Source organism: Halomonas sp. Cn5-12 (assembly GCF_021532545.1).
Lineage (GTDB): Bacteria > Pseudomonadota > Gammaproteobacteria > Pseudomonadales > Halomonadaceae > Vreelandella > Vreelandella aquamarina.
Window position 1 is genome coordinate 86,249 of the sequence record NZ_JAKGAY010000001.1, and the last position, 22,011, is coordinate 108,259.

19 protein-coding genes are annotated in these 22,011 nt (G+C 57.9%); 5 read left to right on the top strand and 14 right to left on the bottom strand.

Translation table 11 applies throughout. The features are described from left to right. Positions 1 to 6: 6 nt before the first annotated feature. The 5 genes from L1249_RS00420 to leuC form a co-directional block, all read right to left on the bottom strand. Positions 7 to 1,920, bottom strand: coding sequence for a FimV/HubP family polar landmark protein (locus L1249_RS00420; protein WP_172416246.1), 1,914 nt, complete (start codon positions 1,918 to 1,920; stop codon positions 7 to 9). Between the two features lie 230 nt (positions 1,921 to 2,150). Then, complete coding sequence (asd, locus tag L1249_RS00425; protein ID WP_044628337.1) at positions 2,151 to 3,263, bottom strand: aspartate-semialdehyde dehydrogenase; 1,113 nt, start codon at positions 3,261 to 3,263, stop codon at positions 2,151 to 2,153. 133 nt (positions 3,264 to 3,396) lie between these two features. Further along, complete coding sequence (gene leuB / locus L1249_RS00430; protein ID WP_058578074.1) at positions 3,397 to 4,482, bottom strand: 3-isopropylmalate dehydrogenase; 1,086 nt, start codon at positions 4,480 to 4,482, stop codon at positions 3,397 to 3,399. Positions 4,483 to 4,634: 152 nt separating this feature from the next. Then, positions 4,635 to 5,282, bottom strand: a complete 648-nt coding sequence (leuD, locus tag L1249_RS00435) for a 3-isopropylmalate dehydratase small subunit (protein WP_054640831.1) — start codon at positions 5,280 to 5,282, stop codon at positions 4,635 to 4,637. A 3-nt stretch (positions 5,283 to 5,285) separates the two neighbouring features. Further along, on the bottom strand, positions 5,286 to 6,737 hold the full coding sequence (gene leuC, locus L1249_RS00440; RefSeq protein WP_058578073.1) for a 3-isopropylmalate dehydratase large subunit: 1,452 nt from the start codon (positions 6,735 to 6,737) through the stop codon (positions 5,286 to 5,288). A gap of 157 nt (positions 6,738 to 6,894) precedes the next feature. On the opposite strand from leuC, the gene L1249_RS00445 reads away from it, so the two are divergent. Beyond that, positions 6,895 to 7,785, top strand: a complete 891-nt coding sequence (locus L1249_RS00445) for a LysR family transcriptional regulator (RefSeq protein WP_058578072.1) — start codon at positions 6,895 to 6,897, stop codon at positions 7,783 to 7,785. Between the two features lie 261 nt (positions 7,786 to 8,046). Next, positions 8,047 to 8,967: a ketopantoate reductase family protein gene (locus L1249_RS00450; protein ID WP_235252961.1), complete on the top strand. Its 921-nt coding sequence runs from the start codon at positions 8,047 to 8,049 to the stop codon at positions 8,965 to 8,967. 278 nt (positions 8,968 to 9,245) lie between these two features. Here L1249_RS00450 and L1249_RS00455 read toward each other — a convergent pair whose 3' ends face one another. The 9 genes from L1249_RS00455 to L1249_RS00495 form a co-directional block, all read right to left on the bottom strand. Then, positions 9,246 to 9,872: a glutathione S-transferase family protein gene (locus L1249_RS00455; RefSeq protein ID WP_228168394.1), complete on the bottom strand. Its 627-nt coding sequence runs from the start codon at positions 9,870 to 9,872 to the stop codon at positions 9,246 to 9,248. Positions 9,873 to 9,998: 126 nt separating this feature from the next. Beyond that, positions 9,999 to 10,895 (bottom strand): 3-hydroxyisobutyrate dehydrogenase, encoded by an 897-nt coding sequence (gene mmsB, locus L1249_RS00460; protein WP_058578070.1) that lies wholly within the window; start codon positions 10,893 to 10,895, stop codon positions 9,999 to 10,001. A 42-nt stretch (positions 10,896 to 10,937) separates the two neighbouring features. Next, entirely contained in the window at positions 10,938 to 12,053 is a 1,116-nt protein-coding gene (locus L1249_RS00465; protein WP_044628345.1) for an enoyl-CoA hydratase/isomerase family protein, read from the bottom strand. A gap of 46 nt (positions 12,054 to 12,099) precedes the next feature. Continuing rightward, entirely contained in the window at positions 12,100 to 13,254 is a 1,155-nt protein-coding gene (locus tag L1249_RS00470; protein ID WP_044628346.1) for an acyl-CoA dehydrogenase family protein, read from the bottom strand. A 243-nt stretch (positions 13,255 to 13,497) separates the two neighbouring features. Continuing rightward, positions 13,498 to 14,499 carry a branched-chain amino acid ABC transporter permease gene (locus tag L1249_RS00475; protein ID WP_044628347.1) on the bottom strand — a complete coding sequence of 334 codons (1,002 nt, stop codon included), beginning with the start codon at positions 14,497 to 14,499 and terminating at the stop codon, positions 13,498 to 13,500. Between the two features lie 2 nt (positions 14,500 to 14,501). After that, positions 14,502 to 15,389: a branched-chain amino acid ABC transporter permease gene (locus tag L1249_RS00480; protein WP_044628348.1), complete on the bottom strand. Its 888-nt coding sequence runs from the start codon at positions 15,387 to 15,389 to the stop codon at positions 14,502 to 14,504. A gap of 149 nt (positions 15,390 to 15,538) precedes the next feature. Next, the gene (locus tag L1249_RS00485) at positions 15,539 to 16,762 is read right to left on the bottom strand and encodes an ABC transporter substrate-binding protein (protein ID WP_235252962.1); all 1,224 of its coding nucleotides are present in this window, start codon (positions 16,760 to 16,762) and stop codon (positions 15,539 to 15,541) included. Positions 16,763 to 16,907: 145 nt separating this feature from the next. Continuing rightward, positions 16,908 to 17,657 carry an ABC transporter ATP-binding protein gene (locus L1249_RS00490; protein WP_054640828.1) on the bottom strand — a complete coding sequence of 250 codons (750 nt, stop codon included), beginning with the start codon at positions 17,655 to 17,657 and terminating at the stop codon, positions 16,908 to 16,910. Then, positions 17,654 to 18,439, bottom strand: a complete 786-nt coding sequence (locus L1249_RS00495; RefSeq protein ID WP_235252964.1) for an ABC transporter ATP-binding protein — start codon at positions 18,437 to 18,439, stop codon at positions 17,654 to 17,656. Before L1249_RS00495 ends, L1249_RS00490 begins: the two co-directional genes overlap by 4 nt. A gap of 310 nt (positions 18,440 to 18,749) precedes the next feature. Here L1249_RS00495 and L1249_RS00500 point away from each other — a divergent pair, with 310 nt between their 5' ends. Genes L1249_RS00500 through L1249_RS00510 form a run of 3 tightly spaced genes read left to right on the top strand, consistent with a single transcriptional unit; the run spans position 18,750 to position 22,003 of the window. Beyond that, positions 18,750 to 19,154, top strand: a complete 405-nt coding sequence (locus L1249_RS00500) for a MerR family transcriptional regulator (protein WP_228219149.1) — start codon at positions 18,750 to 18,752, stop codon at positions 19,152 to 19,154. 49 nt (positions 19,155 to 19,203) lie between these two features. Then, positions 19,204 to 20,373 (top strand): isovaleryl-CoA dehydrogenase, encoded by a 1,170-nt coding sequence (locus tag L1249_RS00505; protein WP_235252966.1) that lies wholly within the window; start codon positions 19,204 to 19,206, stop codon positions 20,371 to 20,373. A gap of 22 nt (positions 20,374 to 20,395) precedes the next feature. Further along, on the top strand, positions 20,396 to 22,003 hold the full coding sequence (locus L1249_RS00510) for a carboxyl transferase domain-containing protein (RefSeq protein WP_062361129.1): 1,608 nt from the start codon (positions 20,396 to 20,398) through the stop codon (positions 22,001 to 22,003). Positions 22,004 to 22,011: the final 8 nt, after the last annotated feature.

Consider the following 22,011-nt stretch of genomic DNA (forward strand, 5'->3'; position numbering starts at 1 on the left):
TGAAGGTTAGCTATTATCCCGACGTCGCGGCTCGAATGCCACCTCTTCGATTTCCCACTCCTCTTCGGGCACTCGCCGCGTGTGATTCGCGCTCTTAGACGGGGTTGTCGTGCCACTGTTCAGCCCATCGTTATACGCGCCCTCCTCACCCATTTCCTCTTGTTTTAGCGATGGGGGGTTATAGTCAATGTAGTAATCCAGGGGCTGAGAGCGCTGATCCTCATCAGGCGGCGACATCTCGTCCTCCACGCCCTCCTTCGGGCTTTCCTGCTCATCGGCATGGGATAAATCATCGAGCGCACTGGTTTCCTGTTTCGCCGTCGAAGGCGTTAGCGATACCTGATCTTGGCTATCCGGTTTATGCTGCTGACGCTGTGCCGCTAATCCCGATGCTTGGCTGCGTGTAAACACGTCATCCTCGTCCGCTTCCCACTCTTTTGGTGCTTCGCTGTCACTAACCGTTGGCGGCTCCTCATTTGGCGCAGCCATGCCGGGCTTCATTACCGGCGCCTCATCAAACGCTGCGGTCTCCAGCTCTGGCTCAGCAGCCTGTGATTCAAAAGGGGCAGCATGGGCAGGCTCCGCGACATGCGGCTCCGTGCGCCCTGAGGCTGTCGCAGCAGACGCCGGCGGAGGCGTTACGGAACATTCGGTTACCGGTGCATCTTCCCACTGACGCTCTCGGCGCTTGCGCGACCAGACTAACCCTGCCAACAACAGCACGAGGGCAGCACTGGCTAGCGGCCACCGATACTCAGCCAGCGGCGCTAACACACTGCCCTGATTGGCAGTAGGTTCAGGTGAAGCGCCCTGGCCTTGCTCACGCCCTGCACCTACCGAAAGCCCCGTTGCGACGGCATTAGCCGCGCGGCTCTCCTGCTGAGAGGCATTCAGCGCCTCGGTTAACGCAGCAACCTCCTGGCGTAGCTCAGCCAGCTCTATACGCAGCTGGGCTCGCTCTTCAAGCACTTGTTGGAGCATGGCTTGGCTTTCGGCCAGCTGCTCTATGACGTCATCTAAAGTAAGGCCAGCCAGCGCACTTTCAGGATTTTGCGCCTGCTCAGCGTCAAGTGGCTCTGCCACTGACTCCGCGACAGAAGCGCTATCACCAGTGGCCTGACCCGGCTCTTCCTGCGGGATTTCTGCCGCCGCTTCGGCAGGCGGCGATTGACTTGTCCGCCGCATTGCTTGTACCGCACGCGCTGCCTCACCGGGAGAGCGCGCCATCACCTGCTCCCGGCTCGGCACCGCCAACGTTTGGCCAGCACGCAGGCTATTGATATTGCCAGAGGGAAAAACGCTCGGATTTGCATCCACCAGCGCCACTATCATCTGCTGTACGCTAGCATTATCGGGCTTAATCCGGTCGGCCACACTCCACAGCGTATCGCCACTTGCCACATAAGCGGTGTTATTCGCTGTGGAAGTGCTACCGCCGTTTGGCACGCCAGGGGCTGCAGAAGCGGCAGACTGGCGATTGGGTAGAGCAATTTTCTGCTGCTCATGCGATGGACTGCGTGCATTCACCATATTGGGCGGGTCAAACAGCAGCATAATCGCTTCCGTACGCCGCCCTTCAGGCGTAGTGATGGTGACCAAGAGATCCAACCATGGCTCGCTCACCGCTTGCTCAGAACGCAGCACCAACTGTGGGCCACCGGGCATATGCTGTAATTCAGCGCGCACGCTGGCGACCAGCGGCGTCCACTCTAAGCCCAGCGCGTTAAAGGCAGCTTCATTTGCTATTTCCACGCGTACATCGTCTAGCGCCACACCGGCGGCATCGACCAGCGGCACGGTGGCATCTAGCGGCGATTGCAGCGGAGAATTCACGGTGGCTTGCCCAAGCCCAACTGCTAAAGCCAACGGGCTAACAGCGCTCAGTGGCAACCACAACCACCATGCCAGCTTCTTTTTCATGTAGGGCCCCTACTGCCTGCGATTCACTGCCACGATGCAACACCTGCATTCTGTTGCGACTAGATAAGTTAGTTCGTTCTTATCATAGCGTATTTATCATGCCGTTATGTTCAACGCATACATTTGCATGAAGCCATGGATTAGAAACATAAGTCACGGCAAAAAAATGGGAAGCTGCGAACAGCTTCCCACTTTTAGCTAGCGATTAAACGCCGGTGTTTCGCGACCGCTTACTGCTCACGCAGAATTTTCAGCATGCGCTTGAGCGGCTCAGCAGCACCCCAAAGCAGTTGGTCGCCAACGCTGAAGGCAGAGAGGTATTCACCGCCCATTTTCAGCTTACGCAGACGGCCTACCGGCACTTGCAGCGTGCCAGTGGCAGCTGCAGGCGTTAGGCCCGCAATGGTGGCATCTTTATCGTTGGGGATTAGCTTAACCCACTCGTTATGCTTGGCAATACGCTCTTCAATTTCATCCAGCGGCACATCTTGCTTCAGCTTGATGGTGAACGCCTGGCTGTGCGAGCGCATAGCACCGATACGTACGCAGAGGCCATCAATGGGAATCGGGTTGTTCTCAAGACCCAGAATCTTATTGGTCTCGACGCTACCCTTCCACTCTTCACGGCTCTGGCCGTTATCGAGCTTGGTGTCGATCCACGGCAACAAGCTGCCTGCCAACGGCGCAGCGAAGTTGTCAGTGGGGAAATCACCGCTACGCATGGCTGCCGTCACTTTGCGGTCGATGTCCAGAATCGCGCTTGCCGGGTCGGCCAATTCGCTGGCCACGCTATCACGCAGGTGGCCCATCTGGTTGAGCAGCTCGCGCATGTGCTTGGCACCGGAGCCAGACGCCGCTTGGTAGGTCATGGAGGTCATCCACTCGACCATATCGGCTTCAAACAGGCCGCCTAAGCCCATCAGCATCAAGCTAACGGTGCAGTTGCCACCCACGAAGGTTTTGGCACCTTTCGCCAGCTGCGCATCGATGACCTTGCGGTTCACCGGGTCGAGGATGATGGTGGCTTCGTCTTCCATCCGCAGGGTGCTGGCGGCATCGATCCAGTAGCCTTGCCAACCGCCGCTGCGCAGGTCGCCGTAGACCTTCTTGGTGTAGTCACCGCCCTGACAGGTGATGATCACGTCCAGCGCTTTCAGGTCATCCAGTGCAAACGCATCTTTCAGCGGAGGCACGTCCACGCCGATGTCGGGGCCGGGTTGGCCAACTTGAGAAGTGGTGAAAAAGATCGGCTCAATGCCGTTAAAATCACCATCTTCCTGCATGCGCTGCATCAGCACCGAGCCAACCATGCCACGCCATCCCACGAAACCGACTTTCAACATGTGAAGTCCTCCAACTAAGAATGAGACCTATATTATACACACATATCAGACACGACGTCGGCCACCCCTGAGGGCGGCCGACGCGGTCTGTTTACAAAGCAACAAGGCGAATCAGTTAGTTAGCAAGCTCGCTTTATGCTTGATAATGCTCGAACGCCGCGAGTACGGCGTCCCCCATCTCAACCGTCGAGACGCGCTTCATGCCTTCAGAGGCGATATCGGCGGTGCGCAAGCCATCGTCCAACACGCTACCCACGGCGGCTTCGATACGCTCAGCCATCGCCGTTTCATTGAGCGAGTAACGCAGCATCATCGCCACGGAGAGCATCATAGCCAGCGGGTTGGCGATGTTTTGGCCCGCGATATCCGGCGCGCTGCCATGGCAAGGTTCGTACATGCCCTGACCGCTCTCGTTGAGCGAGGCAGACGGCAGCATGCCAATGGAGCCTGTCAGCATGGCGGCGGCATCGGAGAGAATGTCACCAAACATGTTGCCGGTTACCACCACATCGAACTGCTTCGGCGCGCGCACCAGCTGCATGGCAGCGTTGTCCACGTACATGTGGGACAGCTCGACATCCGGGTACTCCGGCGCCAGCCGCTCCATGACCTCACGCCACAGAATAGTGACTTCCAGCACATTGGCTTTATCTACTGAGCAGAGCTTTTTGCCCCGCTTCTGGGCCATCTCAAAGGCGACGCGGCCAATGCGCTCAATTTCGCTTTCGGAGTAGACATAGGTGTTGAAACCAACGCGCTCACCGTTGCGCTCTTCGATACCGCGCGGCTGCCCGAAGTATATGCCTCCGGTCAGTTCCCGCACGATCATGATATCCAAGCCCGCCACCAACTCCGGCTTTAGGCTGGAAGCGCTGGCTAGCTGCGGGTAGAGCATGGCCGGGCGAAGGTTGCCGAACAGACCGAGATTCTTACGCAGCCCCAGCAGGCCTTTTTCAGGGCGCTTGGAAAGGTCTTCGAGTTTATCCCACTTGGGGCCACCCACCGCACCCAGCAGAATGGCGCTGGCGGCTTTGGCTTTTTCCAGTGTTTCAGCGGGCAGCGGCTCGCCGTGGACATCGTAAGCGGAACCGCCCACCAAGCCCTCTTCTACCTCGATATCCAAGCCCGCCTCTTGGCAGGCTTTCAATAACCGCGCCGCCTGAGCCGCGATTTCCGGGCCGATACCATCACCGGGCAGCAGTAACACTTTATGAGTCATGCTCAATCCTTAGCACTGATAATTTAGATATTCATAGCCCATGGCAACTCTCTGCGAGGGCGCTGTGAACCCCTCCCTGGGCGCTACTTTTGCCATCCATGGCAAAAGACCCTCGCATAGACTTGCCCTTGCCATTACTCGGTGAGTGGACGCTAAGCTGGCTGGCGGAACAGCCACGGGCGCTGCTGGCGATGCTTCTCTTCAAAGCTACGAATAGCGTCTTCGTCTTGCAGGGTGATGCCAATATCGTCCAAGCCATTCAGCAGGCAGTGCTTGCGGAATGCGTCCACCTCAAACTCCAGAATTTCGCCGCTGGGCGTGATCACCCGCTGGTGCTCAAGGTCGATATCTAACTGATAACCCTCGTTGGCCTCTACTTCAGCAAACAGGCGATCCACTTCCTCTTCCGCCAGGGTGATCAGCAGAATGCCGTTCTTGAAGGCGTTGTTGTAGAAAATATCGGCAAAGCTCGGGGCAATCACGACTTTAAAACCGAAATCTTCCAGCGCCCAAGGGGCGTGTTCGCGGGAGCTACCGCAGCCGAAGTTACGCCGCGCCAGCAGTACCTCGGCGCCCTGGTAGCGCGGCTGGTTCAAGACGAAATCCGGATTCAGCGGGCGCTGGGAGCAGTCCTGACCCGGCTGGCCTTCATCCAAATAGCGCAGCTCGTCGAACAAATTGACGCCAAAGCCGGTCCGCTTGATGGACTTCAAAAACTGCTTGGGAATGATCAGGTCGGTGTCGACATTAGCGCGATCCAGCGGCGCGACGATGCCTTCAAAACGTTCAAACTTTTTCATGACTTAGGCCTCCTGCGCGTGTGTGGCGTCGTTAGCGGGTAAGGTGCGTACATCGACAAAGTGACCGGCAATCGCCGCTGCCGCTGCCATGGCAGGGCTGACCAAGTGAGTACGACCACCGTAGCCCTGGCGACCCTCGAAGTTACGGTTAGAGGTAGACGCACAATGCTCGCCTGCGCCCAGCTTGTCGGCATTCATGGCCAGACACATGGAGCAGCCCGGCTCGCGCCATTCAAAACCCGCCTCAATGAAGATTTTGTCCAGGCCTTCCGCTTCCGCTTGGCGCTTCACCAAGCCTGAACCCGGCACCACCATGGCCAGTTTGATGGAATCGGCCACCTTGTTGCCCTTGGCCACTTTTGCCGCTTCACGCAGGTCTTCAATACGCGAGTTAGTACAGGAACCGATAAAGACTTTATCCAACTTGATATCGGTGATCTTCTGATTCGCCTGCAAGCCCATGTACTCCAACGCGCGGGCGTGGCTGCGCTGAACGGTTTCGTCATCGGCGGCTTGCGGGTCGGGTACTTGGCCTGAAATACCGGTGACCATTTCCGGGCTGGTGCCCCAGCTCACCTGCGGTTCGATCTCTTCGGCTTTCAGCGTCACCACTTTATCGAAGTGGGCGTCTGCATCCGACACCAGGTTGCGCCAATCGGCTACGGCGGCTTCCCACTGCTCGGCGGTGGGCGCAAAGGGGCGCTCGGCGAGGTAGTCGATAGTGGTATCGTCCACGGCGATCAGGCCCACGCGAGCACCCGCTTCAATCGCCATGTTGCACACCGTCATGCGGCCTTCCATGGAGAGCGACTCGATGGCGCTGCCAGCGAACTCGATGGCGTAGCCTGTGCCGCCTGCGGTGCCAATCTTGCCGATAATCGCCAGCACTACGTCTTTTGCGGTCACGCCCAGGCCCAGCTTTCCTTCGACACGCACCTGCATGTTTTTCATTTTTTGCGCCAGCAGGCACTGAGTGGCTAATACATGCTCCACTTCTGACGTACCAATACCGTGAGCCAAGGCACCAAATGCGCCGTGAGTGGCGGTGTGGGAGTCGCCGCATACCACGGTCATACCGGGCAATGTAGCGCCCTGCTCGGGGCCTACCACGTGCACGATACCCTGGCGTGGGTCGTTGATTTTGAACTCTTCGATGCCGTACTCGACGCAGTTATCGTCCAGGGTTTGCACCTGAATAAGCGAGACCGGGTCTTTAATGCCGCTATTGCCCTCGGCGCGCTCTTTCACCGTGGTGGGCACGTTGTGGTCCGGCGTTGCCAGGTTGGCATCCAAACGCCAGGGCTTACGGTTGGCCAAACGCAGGCCTTCAAACGCCTGGGGCGAGGTCACTTCGTGGAGCAACTGGCGGTCGATGTAGATCAGCGCCGTACCATCATCGCGCTGTTTCACCAAGTGCTGGTTCCAGAGTTTGTCGTAAAGGGTTTGACCTGACATGTGGCTCTCCTGGGCAGTGCCCTGCTAGTTCGGTATGGCAGCCTCTGCGTGCTGCTTAAATTGCGATGAACAGGAGTGTTACGCGACTCGTGCATAAAAGCAATTCATGTTATTCATACTTTAGATTCCAAATAGGAATAAATGACCAGGAGCCGCCGTGGATACCCAAAGCCTGCAAGCCTTTCTCGCCGTGGCGGAAACCCAGAGCTTCTCCCGCGCTGCCGAGCAGCTCCATCTCACGCAGCCCGCCGTCAGCAAGCGCATCGCCACACTGGAAGACTTGCTGGGCACGCGGCTCTTCGACCGCATTGGACGGCGCATCGCACTCACCGAGGCGGGTAACGTGCTGCTACCCAAAGCTCAGCGCATTCTGTTTACCGTGGAAGACAGCCGCCGCGCGCTGGCGAATCTCTCTGGTCAAGTGGGCGGCAAACTGACGCTCGCCACCAGCCACCATATTGGTTTGCACCGGCTGCCGCCGCTATTAAAGCAGTACACCCAGCGCCACCCAGAAGTCGCGTTAGACCTGCACTTTTTAGATTCCGAACTGGCCTACCAGGGCGTAATGGATGGCACGCTGGAAATGGCCATTGTGACGCTCGCCCCTCACCCCGTTGAACAACTGCAGGTAGTCGAGCTTTGGCGAGACCGGCTGTGTTTTGTCTGCGCCAAAGACCACCCGCTGGCCCAACGCAGCCGTGCTGATGACAAGCCCCTGAGCTTGGCGGAACTGTGTGAAGTGAACTGCATATTGCCGGGAGCCAAAACCTTTACCCGCACGCTGATTGGCCAGCGCTTTGAAGAAGCAGGTCTTAACCTGCCCGTGAGCATGTCCACCAACTACCTTGAAACGCTCAAAATGATGTGTGGCGTTGGTTTAGGATGGAGCCTGTTACCCGAAAAAATGCTCGACAGCGAGCTAGTAGCGCTACCCGTAGACACCGCGCCCATCCATCGTCCGTTGGGCTATCTAGTACATAACAACCGCACGCCCTCTAATGCTGCCCGCAAAATGATTGAGCAATTGGAAGCAAATCGCGAAACATAAAGTTACAAAAAAGCTTACCTTCAGGAACCGCTGATCAATTCGTCTCTAAGCGGCTGAAACGCTCATAATGGCACTTTCACTGCATCAGCGGTCGCTTTCTGATCAGCGAAGGTGGTCTGTTTCCCCTGCCAGCCGGATTAGCCGGCTGGCAGGGCAGATGACAGCTGTGGCGGGATGTGTGCAGCGTTTCCCTTAGCTTAGCCTCCCCACACCGAACACGGTAAGCTTGGCGGCACTCTCGTTGCTGAAGATGCTTTACCCATGACAACCCACTGGATTCTTGGCCCTGGGGCCATTGGCCGTTTATTGGCGCACTCGCTGGCCCCGTTTGTGGAGGTGGCGGTGATTGGCCGCCGTGAATTGCCTACGCGGCAGGTGCTCACCACGCCAGAAGGCGAAGCGCGTGATCAGTACTTAACCTCACTCGCCGCTAAACAGTTGGTGGCTAATGCCCCTAAGCCGCCTGCGTTTGTGCATATCACTACCAAAGCGATGGCTGCCGAGGCGGCGCTTTCGAGTATTGCCAGCCTGCTGCCCCCCTCTACCCCGCTGGTGCTGTGGCAGAACGGTTTTTATACCCAGCCGCGCATTACCCAAACGTGGCCTGGGCCGGTGCTGTGCGCTACCACGACTCAGGGGGCGTACTTAACCGGGGATGATGGCGTGGTACACGCAGGCCGTGGGCCAACGTTTATCGGGGATTTGGATAACCAGCACCCAGGGTTAGCGGAATTCTTAGCGGCGCTGTTGAGTGAGGCTGGGTTTCCCGCTACGGCAGTGGGCGATATTCGTAGCCGCCTGTGGCAGAAGCTAGCGGTCAACGCGGTGATTAACCCCCTGGTGGCGTTGCATGGCGTGCGCAATGGGGAACTTCGTGGTGATGCCTACTCGGGCCGTGTGGTTGCCGTGGTGAAGGAAGTGGCTGCGATTTTAGCGAAGGAAGAGGTTGCCCCGCCGAATGGTGGTGAAGGTGACGCCGTGTGGCTAGCGTTAGTGTGGCAGGTGGTGGAGTACACGGCGAATAATAAAGCCTCTATGTTGCAGGATGTGGAGGCGAGGCGGCTTACCGAACGCGGGGCGATTTTGGGGCCATTGATTGAGAGCGCTGAGCGGCATGGGTTGGGGTGTGAGGTGTTAAAGGGGTTAGATCAGGAGTTGGCATTATTGGAGGCTGGGTTTTAGGTGGGCTTGGGTGGCTGAATCGTCGCGCGCTGAAGCGCCCTCCCACATGCGTTCCCAGCAGCACTTTCACAAGCACTTTCACAAGCACTTTCACAAGCACTTTCACAAGCACTAAATTCAAATGTTGTGATAACAGCCGGTAGCTTAATTAAGTATATAGATAACAGCCCAGGGCAGCGTTGCTGCCCCTCGCGGTTGCCTCGCGTTGCTCGTTATCACGCACTACAAGATGTGTTTAGCTCGTGGGCGTGGTTGCTCGTTGGGTTAGCAATAGCCTTTTAAGTAACGGGAATCATCACTATTTTGCGGTAGGCGGGGCGTTCGGCGAGCTGCTCTACCCAGCGCTGTAGATGCGGGCGGGGCTGCCAAGTAAGGCCGCTGTTTAAGAGATTGTAGGTGAACGGGGCGATGGCGATATCGGCAAGGCCGAATTCATCACCAGAGAACCAGGACTGCTGGCTTAACGCGGCGTCTAGCTGGGCGAAGAGTTTTTCGCAGGTGGCGATGGCGGGGTCTAGCAGTGAGCTATCGCGCTGCTCCGGCGGGGTGCGTACATAGCCCATCAAAATGGTGCGGTGGGCGGGGGTTAGCAAGCTGCTAGACCAATCCATCCACTTTTCCATTTGCGCCCTTTTGGCAGGGTTTGCAATCCATAAATGGTTGGGGCCGTACTGAGCCGCTAGGTAGCGGATGATGGTGTTGGACTCCCACAGCACGCTTTGGGTGGCGTCATCTTTAAGCAGCGGCACCAAGCCGTTGGGGTTCATGGCGAGGTATTCTGGCGTGTCGTTTACGCCGTGTTGCAGGCCTGCCATGATCTGCTCGAACGGTAGTTCCAGTTCTTCCAGTGCCCAGAGCACTTTTTTGACGTTGGTGGAGTTGTTGCGGCCCCAAAGCGTAATCATGGCAATCCTTGTTGTTGGTTAGTTTTGTGGCGCGACCAGGGCGGCGTTGCCGCCCTTCGCGGGTGCCTCGCGCTGCTCGTTACCACGCGCTACGCCACCCCCTCACGATTTACCACTTACCACTCACTACTCACCCTTATCCTGATACAGCTTGAGCAGGCTGGAGAAGTCGAGTTTGCCGTTGCCGCCTGCTTTGTGCAGGGTGAACAACGAACGGGCGGCGGAGCCCATGGGCACGGGGGATGCGCATTGCTGGCTCACGTCCATGGCGAGGCCTAAGTCTTTGATCATTAGATCCACCTGGAAGCCGCCCTGGTAGCCTTTCGAGGCGGGGGCGTTTTCCATCACCCCTGGGTAGGGGTTGTAGACGTTCAGCGCCCAGTTGCCGCCGGAGCTTTGCTTCATGATTTCCGAAAGCACGGCGGGGTCTAGGCCGTTTTTGACGCCCATGTTGATCGCTTCGCAGGTGCCCGCCATCAGAATCGAGAGCAGCATGTTATTGCACACTTTGGCGACCTGCCCCGCGCCGTGGTCGCCTGCGTGGAAGATGTTTTTACCCATGGCTTGCAGCACTGGCTGCGCCTGGGCGAACTGAGCCTCCGAACCGCCCACAATAAAGGTCAGCGTGCCCGCTTGGGCACCGCCTACCCCACCGGAAACCGGCGCATCTACAAAGCCGATGCCCTTTTCAGCGCCAGCAGCGGCTACGTGACGGGCGGTATCAGCATCAATGGTCGAGCAGTCAATCACCAGCGCGCTTGGTTTAATTACTTCAAACAGCGGCGCGTCACCATCCACGTAAAGCCCGCGCACGTGCTTGCCTGCGGGCAGCATGGAAATAATGAAATCGGCGTCGGTAGCGGCCTCTGTGGCGGTGGCGGCAACGTCGCAGCCTTGGGATTTCGCGGTTTCCAGCGCTTGGGCGGAAAGGTCGAAAGCGCGCACGATAAAACCTGCTTTCGCCAGGTTGGCAGCCATCGGGCCGCCCATATTGCCTAAACCAATAAACGCAACGGTAGTCATCTTTTTGTCCTTATTAGCGTGTTGTAGAGAGTGCGGTGTGCGTTATTTAAGATCTGCCAGCGGGCTGGTGTCCCATGCGGGTGCCAGCAGCTCGTCTATAAAGGAAGGCTCGACCGAGGCCACGTCTGGGTAGGTCCAGCTTGGCTGGCCGTCTTTATCCACCAGCAGCGCGCGCACGCCTTCGGGGAACTCCCGGTGGCGGCAGCACTGCACAGAGAGCGAAAGCTCAAACTGAAACACTTCCGCCAGCGACATATGCTTGGCGCGGGCAAGCTGCTCGTGAATCAATTTGACCGAAACGGGGCTGCCGTGGGCTAAGGTTTTTTGCGCTTTGCTGAACCACTTGTCGTCGGTCTCGACTGCCAACACAGCCTCGACCATCTGCTCGACGGTGTCGTGGTCCATCAGCTCACGAATTAAAGATGACGACTTATAAACTGGCGCTTCCATCTCCGCGAACACTTCTTGGGAGGCCTGTTCCAGCTCGCGCAGCACGCGATTGACCACACCGTGGGCGTCGGTGTGTTCGCCTTCGCCCCAGCTGGCTGCTAGCAGCTTTTCGGCCAGCTCGTCGCGGTAGTGGCTGGCAATGGCGCGGTCGGCAAGGCCCAGGTGAACCGCGTCCGGGGCATTAATTTGCCCGCCGGTCATGGCCAGAAACCGCCCAGCGCCGCCCGGTAGGCGGTTAAGGAACCAGCTGGCGCCTACATCCGGGTACAACCCAATGGTGACTTCTGGCATAGCCAACCGGGAGGTTTCCGTGACGATGCGGTGGCTACTGCCGCTTAACAGGCCCATGCCGCCGCCCATCACGATGCCGTTGCCCCAGCAGATCACCGGCTTGGGGAAAGTATGCAGTTGGTAATCCAGGCGGTACTCATTCTCGAAGAAGCGCTCGGGGAAATCGGCTGCGCCGTCGCCTTGAATGGCTTTGTAGAGGTTGACCACATCGCCACCGGCGCAGAAGGATTTTTCGCCTGCGCTATCCAGCAGCACGGCTACGACCCGCTCGTCGCTTTGCCACTGGTTTAGGCGCGGCAGGATCTCTTCGATCATCTCCAGCGTGAGCGCGTTGAGCGAGCGCTCGGCGTTCAAGGTAATCTCGCCAATCACGTGGCCATCTTGGGTAGTGTGCTCTTCAAATAGTACGCAACTCATGGTTTGTCCTTATATGCTCGGGGCTTGGTGATATGTGCCCTGGCGGCTATAGCTCAGCGGCACCGTCGGCCAGTACGCGGCGGGAAATAATCAGCCGCATAATCTCGTTAGTGCCTTCCAGAATACGGTGTACGCGGGTGTCGCGCACGTAGCGCTCCATCGGGTACTCCTTAATGTAGCCATTGCCGCCGTAGAGCTGCAGCGCTTCGTCGCACACCTTGAAGCCCACATCGGTAGCGAACCGTTTGGCCATGGCGCAGTAGGTGGTGGCATCCGGGTGGCCTGCATCCAGCTTGGTGGCGGCCATGCGCACCAGTTGGCGGGCGGCCACCAGCTCGGTCACCATATCGGCTAGGCGAAACTGCAGCGCTTGGAACTCGGCCAGGCGCTTACCGAACTGCTTGCGCTCTAGCATATACTCGCGGGCTTTATTGAGCGCCTGCTGAGCGGTGCCGATCGAACACGTCGCAATGTTGATGCGCCCGCCGTCCAGGCCCTTCATGGCGATTTTGAAGCCGTCGCCCTCGTTGCCCAGCAGGTGGTTAGCGGGTACACGCACGTCTTCAAAGGTAATCATGCGGGTGGGCTGGCTGTTCCAGCCCATTTTGTCCTCTTTGCGGCCATAGCTGATGCCCTCGCTCTTGGCATCCACCGCGAAGGCGGAAACGCCGCTGGGGCCTTCGCCGCCGGTGCGCGCCATCACCACCAGGAAATCGGTGCTACCCGCGCCGGAAATAAACATCTTGCTGCCGTTCAGCACGTAGTGCTCGCCATCGCGCTTGGCGGTGGTTTTCAGCGAGGCCGCATCGGAGCCTGCGTTGGGTTCGGTTAAGCAGTAAGAGCCCAATAGCTCGCCGGTCGCCAGCTTTTCGCCCCACTGCGCCACGGCGTCCGGTGTGCCGAAGTCCGCCAGCATCCAGGTCACCATGTTGTGGATGGTGAGGTACGCGGTGGTGGAGGTGCAGCCCATCGAGAGCTGTTCAAAAATAATGCTGGCATCGAGCCGGGAAAGGCCCAGTCCGCCGACACTTTCCGGGGCGTAGAGCGAACAGAAGCCCAACTCCCCTGCTTTACGAATCACATCGACGGGGAAAAGAGATTCTGCGTCCCACTCGGCGGCGCGGGGCTCCAGCTCGTTCTGGGCGAACGCCCGGGCCATATCGGAAAAAGCGACTTGGTCTTCACTTAGCTCAAAATTCATGGCGTATCTCCACAGTGCGTGGATGCACCGCGCCTAGGCAGGCGGCAGGCAAGTCACGCATTAGCTGTTGTCATTATTAGCAATGTTGACGTTTACGTTAACTTATATTCTTACCCTACCTTGCGCAACCAAATCCCCCACGACCTTTGGCGTAGAAATGGGCTTACGGCCTTATTTCACAAGCAGAAAAAAGGGTGCCCGAAGGCACCCAATCCACGGACAGACGCGGTTAACGGGAATCCATCACTTAAAGTTTTTACGGTACATTTTGGCCAGCTCGCCGATGATGCCGCTACGGAAGCTCAGCACGCACACCACAAAGATGATGCCCAGAATCACGCTCACCCAGTTCCCCAACGGCGACTGCGCCAGCAGATGCTGCAGGCTAACCACTAGCCCTGCCCCCATCAGCGGGCCAAGCAGCGTGCCTACACCGCCCAGCAGCGTCATCAAAATCACCTCACCCGACATATGCCAGTGGGCATCGGTGAGCGAGGCCAGCTGGAACACCACGGTTTTAGTGGAACCTGCCAAACCTGCTAGCGCCGCCGAGAGAACGAAAGCCAACAGCTTGTAGGCATCGACGTTGTAGCCCAGCGACACGGCGCGGGGCTCGTTCTCGCGAATGGCTTTCAGCACTTGCCCAAAGGGTGAATGAACCGTGCGCTGAATCACCGCGAAGCCAAACACGAACACGGCGAAGACGAAGTAGTACATCGCCAAGTTGCTGCTCAAATCGATCACGCCAAACAGGTGCCCTCTCGGCACACCGTGCAGGCCATCCTCCCCACCGGTGAACGACGACTGCACGAACACGAAGAACATCAGCTGTGCCAGCGCCAGTGTGACCATGGCGAAGTAAATGCCCTGGCGGCGAATAGAGAGCACGCCAAACAATACGCCTAGCAGCGTTGCCATTAACGTACCCGCAAGAATGCCTAGCTCTGGCGTTAAGCCTGGGTAGCTGGCCAGCAAGTAGCCGGTCACATAGCCGCCGGTGGCTAGGAAGGCCGCATGGCCAAATGAGAGCAGCCCGGCGTAGCCCAACAGTAGGTTGAAAGCGCAGGCAAACAGCGCAAAACAGAGAATCTTCATCAAGAAGACGGGGTACGCCACAAAGGGAGCAACTAACCCCATCGCCAGCAGCACAAGGTAGAACATATTGCGGCGTAGCTTGGCGCGCCGTTGACGCTCCTGCACCACGGAGGGCAACTGGGTTGCCGAGGTGGTATGCGTTGTTGTCATGGTTATGCCTCCTTACCGAACAGCCCAGCGGGGCGTAGCATGAGTACCAGGATCATCACTAGAAAGATCACGGTATTAGAGGCTTCCGGGTAGTACACCTTGGTTAACCCTTCAATAATGCCCATGCCTAAGCCGGTTAAAATGGCGCCTAAAATGGAGCCCATACCGCCGATAACGACCACCGCAAACACCACAATCAATAGGCTTGAGCCCATAGTGGGCGATACCGGGTACAGCGGTGCCGCCAGCACGCCTGCAAAGGCGGCAAGCCCAACCCCAAACCCGTAGGTTAGGGTAATCAGCAGCGGTACGTTCACACCGAACGCCTGCATCAGTTGGGAGTTTTCTGTACCGGCGCGCAGGTAGGCACCCAAGCGGGTACGCTCAATCATGAACCAGGTGAATAGACACATGGCCAGCGCCGCTACCAGCACCCAAGCACGGTAGGTGGGCAGGAACATAAAGCCCAGGTTCAGCCCGCCCTGTAGAATGGCAGGCGTTTCGTAACGCGCCCCAGAAACGCCGAACAAGTTAATCAAAGTGCCTTCGAAAATCAGCGCCAACCCGAAGGTCAGCAGTAGCCCGTAAAGGTGGTCCAGGTGGGCAATGCGACGCAGCAGAAAGCGCTCCATCAGCATGCCGCAACCACCCACTACCAGCGGGACCAAAATCAGTGCTAGCCAATAGTTAATGCCCAGGTAGCGAAAGCCTAGCAGCGCGGCGAAGGCTCCCAGCATGTACTGCGCCCCATGGGCAAAGTTGACGATCTTCAGTAGGCCGAAGATGACCGCCAGGCCCAAACTAAGCAGTGCGTAAAAGGCACCGTTCACAAGCCCAAGCGTTAGCTGGCCCATGAACACGGCCATTGGCACGCCGAATATCATCGTCATGGTATGACTCTCCTCGCCGCTAAGCGGGCAGCCCTATGGGGCTGCCCCAGCGCGTTGCTTATTGTTAGAAACGCCTTTCATCACGCCTTTACGGCTTGCTTGGCCCAGGCCAAGGCAGCAGATGCCTGAGCCTGGAGCGCGTCAGCAGATCAGTTCTGTACCAGCGAGCACTGGCTTTCAGACAGCGGACGGTAGGCTTCTGCGGCGGGAATGGTGCTAAGGATCTCGTAGAGGTCCCACTCACCGGTAGACTCTTCCGGCGTTTTTACCTGGGCTAGGTACATATCGTGAATCATACGGCCATCTTCACGAATGCTGCCGTTACGGGCGAAGAAGTCGTTGATCGGCTCTTCGGCCATTTTCGCGCGCACGGTTTCGGGGTCATCGGTGCCAGCGGCTTCCACGGCTTTCAGGTAGTGCATAGTGCTGGAGTAGATACCGGCTTGCACCATGGTGGGCATACGGCCGGTTTCTTCAAAGTAGCGCTCAGACCAAGCGCGGGACTCTTCATCCATGTCCCAGTACCAGCCGGTGGTCAGCAGCAGCCCTTGGGTGGCTTCTAGCCCCAGCGCGTGTACGTCGTTGAGGAAGATCAGCAGGCCTGCTAATTGCTGGCCGCTTTGGGTCAGACCAAACTGGCTGGCAGTGGTAATGGCGTTGACCGTGTCGGCACCGGCATTGGCGAGGCCAACGATTTTCGCGCCAGAACCCTGCGCCTGAAGAATGTAGGAGGAGAAGTCGCTGGTGGGGAACGGGTGACGCACGCCGCCGACAATCTCACCGCCATTGGCTTCTACCACACTGGTCACGTCGGCTTCCAGTGCATGGCCGAAGGCGTAATCCGCAGTGAGTAGGAACCAGCTATCGCCGCCCTGCTCAACGACGGCCTTCGCGGTGCCGTTGGCCAGCGGATAGGTGTCATACACCCAGTGAATATGGTTCGGAGTACAGTGTTCGTTGGTAATACTAGACGCCGCCGAGCCCGAGACGATGCCCAGGCCGTTGTTCTCTTGCAACACTTTGGTCACGGCGATAGACACAGACGACGCCACTAAGCCGCCAACCATATCGACGTTACGCTGGTCGATCCACTCGCGCACGGTGTTGGCACCCACGTCGGCACTGTTGCGGTCATCGGCGCTGAAAATCACAATGGGTGAGCCGTTCACGCTGCCGCCAAAATCGGCCACCGCCATTTCCATCGCAGTTTGGCCACCTGGGCCAGCCAAATCACGGTAGGTGCCGGACATATCGGCTAAGTAGCCAATACGCACTTCACCATCGCTGATCTCGGCGTGGGCGGTCGAGATCGCCATGCTGGAGGCAGCGGCAACGGCGATGCTGGCGGCCAGCGTCTTCTTCATATAGGTCATGTTCGTCTCCTGGCCCTGAGGGCCTTTGTTTTTATGATGCGGACGTTCAGTTATAGCGTTTGTGTGTGGAGCGCTTGTGTATGAAACGTAAGTGTTGCGTTTGTTGTTCTTTAAGGCCGTGCTTACAGTTTAGATGGTGTGCGATTTATACCCCCAGCATGCTGTTTAAATGTTCCCGCCGGGAAGGCAACTGCTCGGCGGTGATCTCCTCAACAATTTGGCCGTGATCCATCACAAAGTGGCGGTCAGCCAGCGGGGCAGCAAAGCGGAAGTTCTGCTCAACCAGCACGATGGTCATGCCGCGCTCTTTTAGCTGCACCAATACCTCGCCCAGCTTTTGCACGATGACCGGCGCCAAGCCTTCGGTGATTTCATCCAGCAGCAGCAAGCGCGCACCGGTACGCAGAATGCGCGCCATGGCCAGCATCTGCTGTTCGCCGCCGGAGAGCCGCGTGCCCTGGCTTTTGCGACGCTCGTAGAGGTTCGGGAACATGCCGTAGATTTCATCCAAGCTCATTCCGCCTGAACGCACAGTGGGTGGCAGCAGCAGGTTTTCGTGAACATCTAAGCTCGCAAAAATACCGCGCTCTTCCGGGCAGTAGCCAATCCCTAACCGGGGAATATGGTGCGGCTTCATGCGCAGGGTTTCATTGCCATTAATGACAATCGAACCAGTGCGCCGCCCGACCATATTCATAATCGCTTTTAGCGTGGTGCTGCGGCCCGCGCCGTTACGGCCCAGCAGAGTCACCAGCTCGCCACGCTTCACGTCGAAATTCACCCCATGCAGAATGTGCGATTCGCCATAGAAGGCGTGCAGGTCTTGCACTCGCAGCATCTCTAGGGTCTGGTTTTCTGGGGCTTCTTGGCTCTCGAATGCTTCTGCGGTATTCATACGGCAGCCTCCTCAGCCTCTTCGCTGCCCATATAGGCTTCGCGCACTAAGGGGTTGCGGGAAACCGTGTCGTAATCCCCTTCTGCCAGTACCGCACCCCGTGCCAATACGGTAATACGGTCACACAAGCGGCTGACCACGCTAAGGTTGTGCTCCACCATCAACACCGTGCGGCCTTGGGAAACCCGTTTGATCAGCGCCACGATACGGTCAACATCTTCCGCGCCCATGCCCTGGGTCGGCTCGTCTAGCAGCATCATGCTGGGGTCCAGCGCCAGCGTGGTGGCCACTTCTAAGGCGCGCTTGCGGCCATAGGGCATTTCCACAGTGAGCGTATCGGCGTATTCGCGCAGGCCCACTTCATCGAGCAGCGCTAGGGCGCGGTCGTTGAGGTGTTCCAGCGTTTTTTCCGATTTCCAGAAGTGGAACGACGTGCCCAGCTGGCGCTGAAGCGCTACGCGCACGTTTTCCAGTGCGGTCATGTGGGCAAATACCGCTGAAATCTGAAACGAACGCACTAAGCCAAGCTGGGCGATCTCGTTGGATTTTTTGCTGGTGATGGGTTGGCCGCGATAGAGAATCTCGCCCCGCGTAGGGGGCAAAAACTTGGTTAACAGGTTAAAGACCGTCGTTTTACCTGCACCGTTTGGGCCAATCAGGGCATGAATATGCCCCTCCTGCACCTGGAGGTTTACGTTATCCACGGCGGTAAAGCCGCAAAACTCTTTGGTCAGCCCTCGAGTTTCGAGCACTGGCCCCTTGGTCACTTCGTCTGCACGCATGAGGTAGGACGCCTCTTGTTGTTCTTGTACGGTGGGAAGCGAAACTCGTTAGCCAGCAACGCATCCTTACCTGAACGTAAGGTGTAAGTGCAAACTAGCAACCCCACACAGGGTATTACAATTACAACTTTGGTCTACGCACCACTCTGATGCACCAAATTAAAGCTTAAAAGCCTTTATTTATCAGTTGTTTTTTAAAATTCAACGGTAACTCACTCATTGCAATCTCAGCTTTACGTTAACGTAAACTTGTTTTAGCCTCATGGTCAGTGTTCCATAGGGACATCCCCTATCGACGAGAATAACGATCATGAGCAAAACCTACTCGATCAGCGAATTGGCCAGCGAGTTTGATGTGACCACGCGTAGCATCCGCTTTTATGAAGATCAGAAGCTACTGCATCCCACCCGCCGGGGCCAGACACGTATTTACAGCAGTCAAGATCGCGTACGCCTGAAGCTGACCCTGCGCGGCAAACGGCTGGGCTTTTCACTGGCGGAAATCCGCGAGCTGTTTGAGCTGTGGGATGAGACCCGTAGCGGCAGCGAGAAGCAGCTACAGCTGATGCTGAGCAAAATCAGCGAGCGTAAAGCCGCGCTGGAACAGCAGATGAAAGACATCACGATGGTGCAGTTGGAGCTTGAAAGCGCTGAGATTCGCTGCCGCCAAGCCCTCGAAGAGCTTAACGAGAAACATCCGGCCACCGCGAAATAAACAACCTCAACGAATAACGACCCGATTAACAACGACAAGGTGATTGACCATGTTTTCCCACTATTCAGAACTAAATTTCGGTCTTGACGATGAACTGAACATGCTGCGTGAGCAGGTCAACGCCTTTGCCGCCAGTGAGATTGCCCCACGCGCCGCCGAGATCGACCACAACAACGAGTTTCCCAACGACCTGTGGAAGAAGTTCGGTGATATGGGCCTGCTGGGCATTACCGTACCGGAAGAAGATGGCGGCAGCGGTATGGGCTACTTGGCCCACTGTATCGCCATGGAGGAGATCTCCCGGGCCAGTGCTTCCGTTGGGCTCTCCTACGGCGCGCACTCCAACCTGTGCGTTAACCAGCTGAAGATCAACGCCTCCGCCGAGCAAAAAGCCAAATACCTGCCCAAACTGATCAGCGGTGAGCACGTGGGCGCGCTGGCCATGTCGGAGCCGGGTGCCGGTTCTGATGTAGTGTCGATGCAGCTGCGCGCCAAGGAAGATGGCAACCACTACGTGCTCAACGGCAACAAGATGTGGATCACCAATGGCCCCGATGCCGACGTGCTGGTGGTGTACGCCAAAACCGACCCGGATGCCGGTTCCAAAGGCATCACCGCGTTTATTATCGAAAAAGGCATGCCGGGCTTCTCCACCGCCCAGAAACTCGACAAGCTGGGCATGCGTGGCTCCAACACCTGCGAGCTGGTCTTCCAGGATTGTCGTGTGCCCGCCGAGAACGTGCTGGGCGAAGTTGGCAAAGGCGTTCGCGTATTGATGAGCGGCCTGGATTACGAGCGCACCGTGCTGGCCGCTGGCCCCATCGGCATCATGCAGGCCGCCATGGACATCGTCATTCCTTACATCCATGAGCGTAAGCAGTTCAATCAATCCATCGGTGAGTTCCAACTGGTGCAGGGCAAGGTGGCGGATATGTACACCACGCTAAACGCCTGCCGCGCTTATTTATACGCCGTCGCGGCCGCCTGCGACCGTGGCCAAACTTCTCGTAAAGATGCCGCTGGTGTCATCCTCTACTGCGCTGAAAAAGCCACCCAGGTCGCGCTGGATGCCATCCAGCTACTGGGCGGCAACGGTTATATCAACGAGTACCCCACCGGCCGCCTGCTGCGCGACGCGAAGCTTTACGAAATTGGCGCGGGCACCAGCGAGATTCGCCGGATGCTGATTGGCCGCGAACTTTTCACCGAAAGCCTTTAACAAAAATTAGCAGGGGCGCGCCATGAGCACACTCTCCACACAGATCAACCCGCGCAGCGATGTGTTTCAGGCCAACGAGGCCGCCATGCAGAAGGAAGTCAGCAAGCTGCGCGAACTCACCGCCGTCGCTGCCCAAGGCGGCGGTGCCAACGCCCGCGCCCGCCATGAGAGCCGTGGCAAGCTATTCGTGCGAGACCGCATCGACCACCTGATCGACGAAGGCTCGCCGTTTCTGGAGTTTTCCGCGCTGGCAGCCCATCACGTTTACGACAGTGAGGTACCTGCCGCAGGCGTGATCACCGGGATTGGTCGGGTATCTGGCGTTGAGTGCGTGATTGTGGCCAACGATGCCACGGTAAAAGGCGGCACCTATTTCCCACTTACGGTAAAAAAGCACCTGCGTGCCCAGGAAATTGCCCGCAAGCACCGCCTGCCGTGCATCTACTTGGTGGATTCTGGCGGTGCCTTCCTGCCCCGCCAGGACGAAGTCTTCCCTGACCGTGACCACTTCGGGCGTATTTTCTACAACCAGGCCACGATGTCAGCAGAAGGCATCCCGCAAATCGCCGTGGTGATGGGCTCCTGTACCGCAGGGGGTGCGTATGTGCCTGCCATGGCGGATGAGTCCATCATTGTTAAAGAGCAAGGCACGATCTTCCTGGGTGGCCCACCACTGGTAAAAGCCGCCACGGGGGAGAGCATCAGCGCCGAGGACTTGGGCGGTGCGGATGTTCACGCCAAAGTGAGCGGTGTAGCCGACCACTACGCCGAAAACGACGCCCATGCGCTGCAGCTTGCCCGCGCCTGCGTATCGCGTCTGAACTGGCAAAAGCGCGGCCAGCTGGCCATGCAGCCGCCTAGGCCGCCCAAGCTCGACCCTTCAGAGCTTTACGGCATCGTCGGCACCGACCTGAAAAAGCCCTACGACGTACGCGAAGTCATTGGCCGCATCGTCGATGGCTCCGACTTTGACGAGTTCAAACGCTACTACGGCGACACGCTGGTGACCGGTTTTGCCCATATTCACGGCTACCCGGTGGGGGTCGTGGCGAATAACGGCGTGCTGTTTTCAGAGAGCGCGGTAAAAGGTGCGCACTTTATTGAGCTGTGCGCCCAGCGCAAAATCCCGCTGGTGTTCCTGCAGAACATCACCGGCTTTATGGTTGGCTCCAAGTACGAGCATGAAGGCATTGCCAAGCACGGCGCCAAACTCGTCACCGCCGTGGCCTGCGCCAACGTGCCGAAATACACCGTACTGATTGGCGGCAGCTTCGGCGCGGGCAACTACGGTATGTGCGGCCGCGCCTACGACCCTAATCTGCTATTTATGTGGCCCAACGCGCGTATTTCAGTGATGGGCGGCGAACAGGCGGCGGGGGTGCTCTCCCAGGTAAAACGCGAGCAGTACGAGCGCGAAGGACGAGAATGGAGCAAGGAGGACGAAGAGGCCTTCAAACAGCCCACCCGCGACCAGTATGAGCACCAGGGCCACCCCTACTACGCCAGCGCCCGCCTGTGGGATGACGGCGTGATCGACCCGCTGCAAACCCGCGATGTGCTGGGGCTGTCACTGGCCGCCGCGATGAATGCCGAAGTCAAAGAGACGCGCTTCGGCGTGTTCCGGATGTAAGGGGCGAA

Excerpts from the sequence above, each read along its gene's own strand:
- mmsB (WP_058578070.1), bottom strand. The coding sequence starts at position 10,895 with ATGACTACCGTTGCGTTTATTGGTTTAGGCAATATGGGCGGCCCGATG.
- L1249_RS00420 (WP_172416246.1), bottom strand. The coding sequence starts at position 1,920 with ATGAAAAAGAAGCTGGCATGGTGGTTGTGGTTGCCACTGAGCGCTGTT.
- L1249_RS00505 (WP_235252966.1), top strand. The coding sequence starts at position 19,204 with ATGTTTTCCCACTATTCAGAACTAAATTTCGGTCTTGACGATGAACTG.
- L1249_RS00465 (WP_044628345.1), bottom strand. The coding sequence starts at position 12,053 with ATGAGTTGCGTACTATTTGAAGAGCACACTACCCAAGATGGCCACGTG.
- L1249_RS00510 (WP_062361129.1), top strand. The coding sequence starts at position 20,396 with ATGAGCACACTCTCCACACAGATCAACCCGCGCAGCGATGTGTTTCAG.
- L1249_RS00495 (WP_235252964.1), bottom strand. The coding sequence starts at position 18,439 with ATGCGTGCAGACGAAGTGACCAAGGGGCCAGTGCTCGAAACTCGAGGG.
- L1249_RS00490 (WP_054640828.1), bottom strand. The coding sequence starts at position 17,657 with ATGAATACCGCAGAAGCATTCGAGAGCCAAGAAGCCCCAGAAAACCAG.
- asd (WP_044628337.1), bottom strand. The coding sequence starts at position 3,263 with ATGTTGAAAGTCGGTTTCGTGGGATGGCGTGGCATGGTTGGCTCGGTG.
- leuB (WP_058578074.1), bottom strand. The coding sequence starts at position 4,482 with ATGACTCATAAAGTGTTACTGCTGCCCGGTGATGGTATCGGCCCGGAA.
- L1249_RS00455 (WP_228168394.1), bottom strand. The coding sequence starts at position 9,872 with ATGATTACGCTTTGGGGCCGCAACAACTCCACCAACGTCAAAAAAGTG.
- leuD (WP_054640831.1), bottom strand. The coding sequence starts at position 5,282 with ATGAAAAAGTTTGAACGTTTTGAAGGCATCGTCGCGCCGCTGGATCGC.
- L1249_RS00450 (WP_235252961.1), top strand. The coding sequence starts at position 8,047 with ATGACAACCCACTGGATTCTTGGCCCTGGGGCCATTGGCCGTTTATTG.
- L1249_RS00500 (WP_228219149.1), top strand. The coding sequence starts at position 18,750 with ATGAGCAAAACCTACTCGATCAGCGAATTGGCCAGCGAGTTTGATGTG.
- L1249_RS00475 (WP_044628347.1), bottom strand. The coding sequence starts at position 14,499 with ATGACAACAACGCATACCACCTCGGCAACCCAGTTGCCCTCCGTGGTG.
- leuC (WP_058578073.1), bottom strand. The coding sequence starts at position 6,737 with ATGTCAGGTCAAACCCTTTACGACAAACTCTGGAACCAGCACTTGGTG.
- L1249_RS00480 (WP_044628348.1), bottom strand. The coding sequence starts at position 15,389 with ATGACGATGATATTCGGCGTGCCAATGGCCGTGTTCATGGGCCAGCTA.
- L1249_RS00485 (WP_235252962.1), bottom strand. The coding sequence starts at position 16,762 with ATGACCTATATGAAGAAGACGCTGGCCGCCAGCATCGCCGTTGCCGCT.
- L1249_RS00470 (WP_044628346.1), bottom strand. The coding sequence starts at position 13,254 with ATGAATTTTGAGCTAAGTGAAGACCAAGTCGCTTTTTCCGATATGGCC.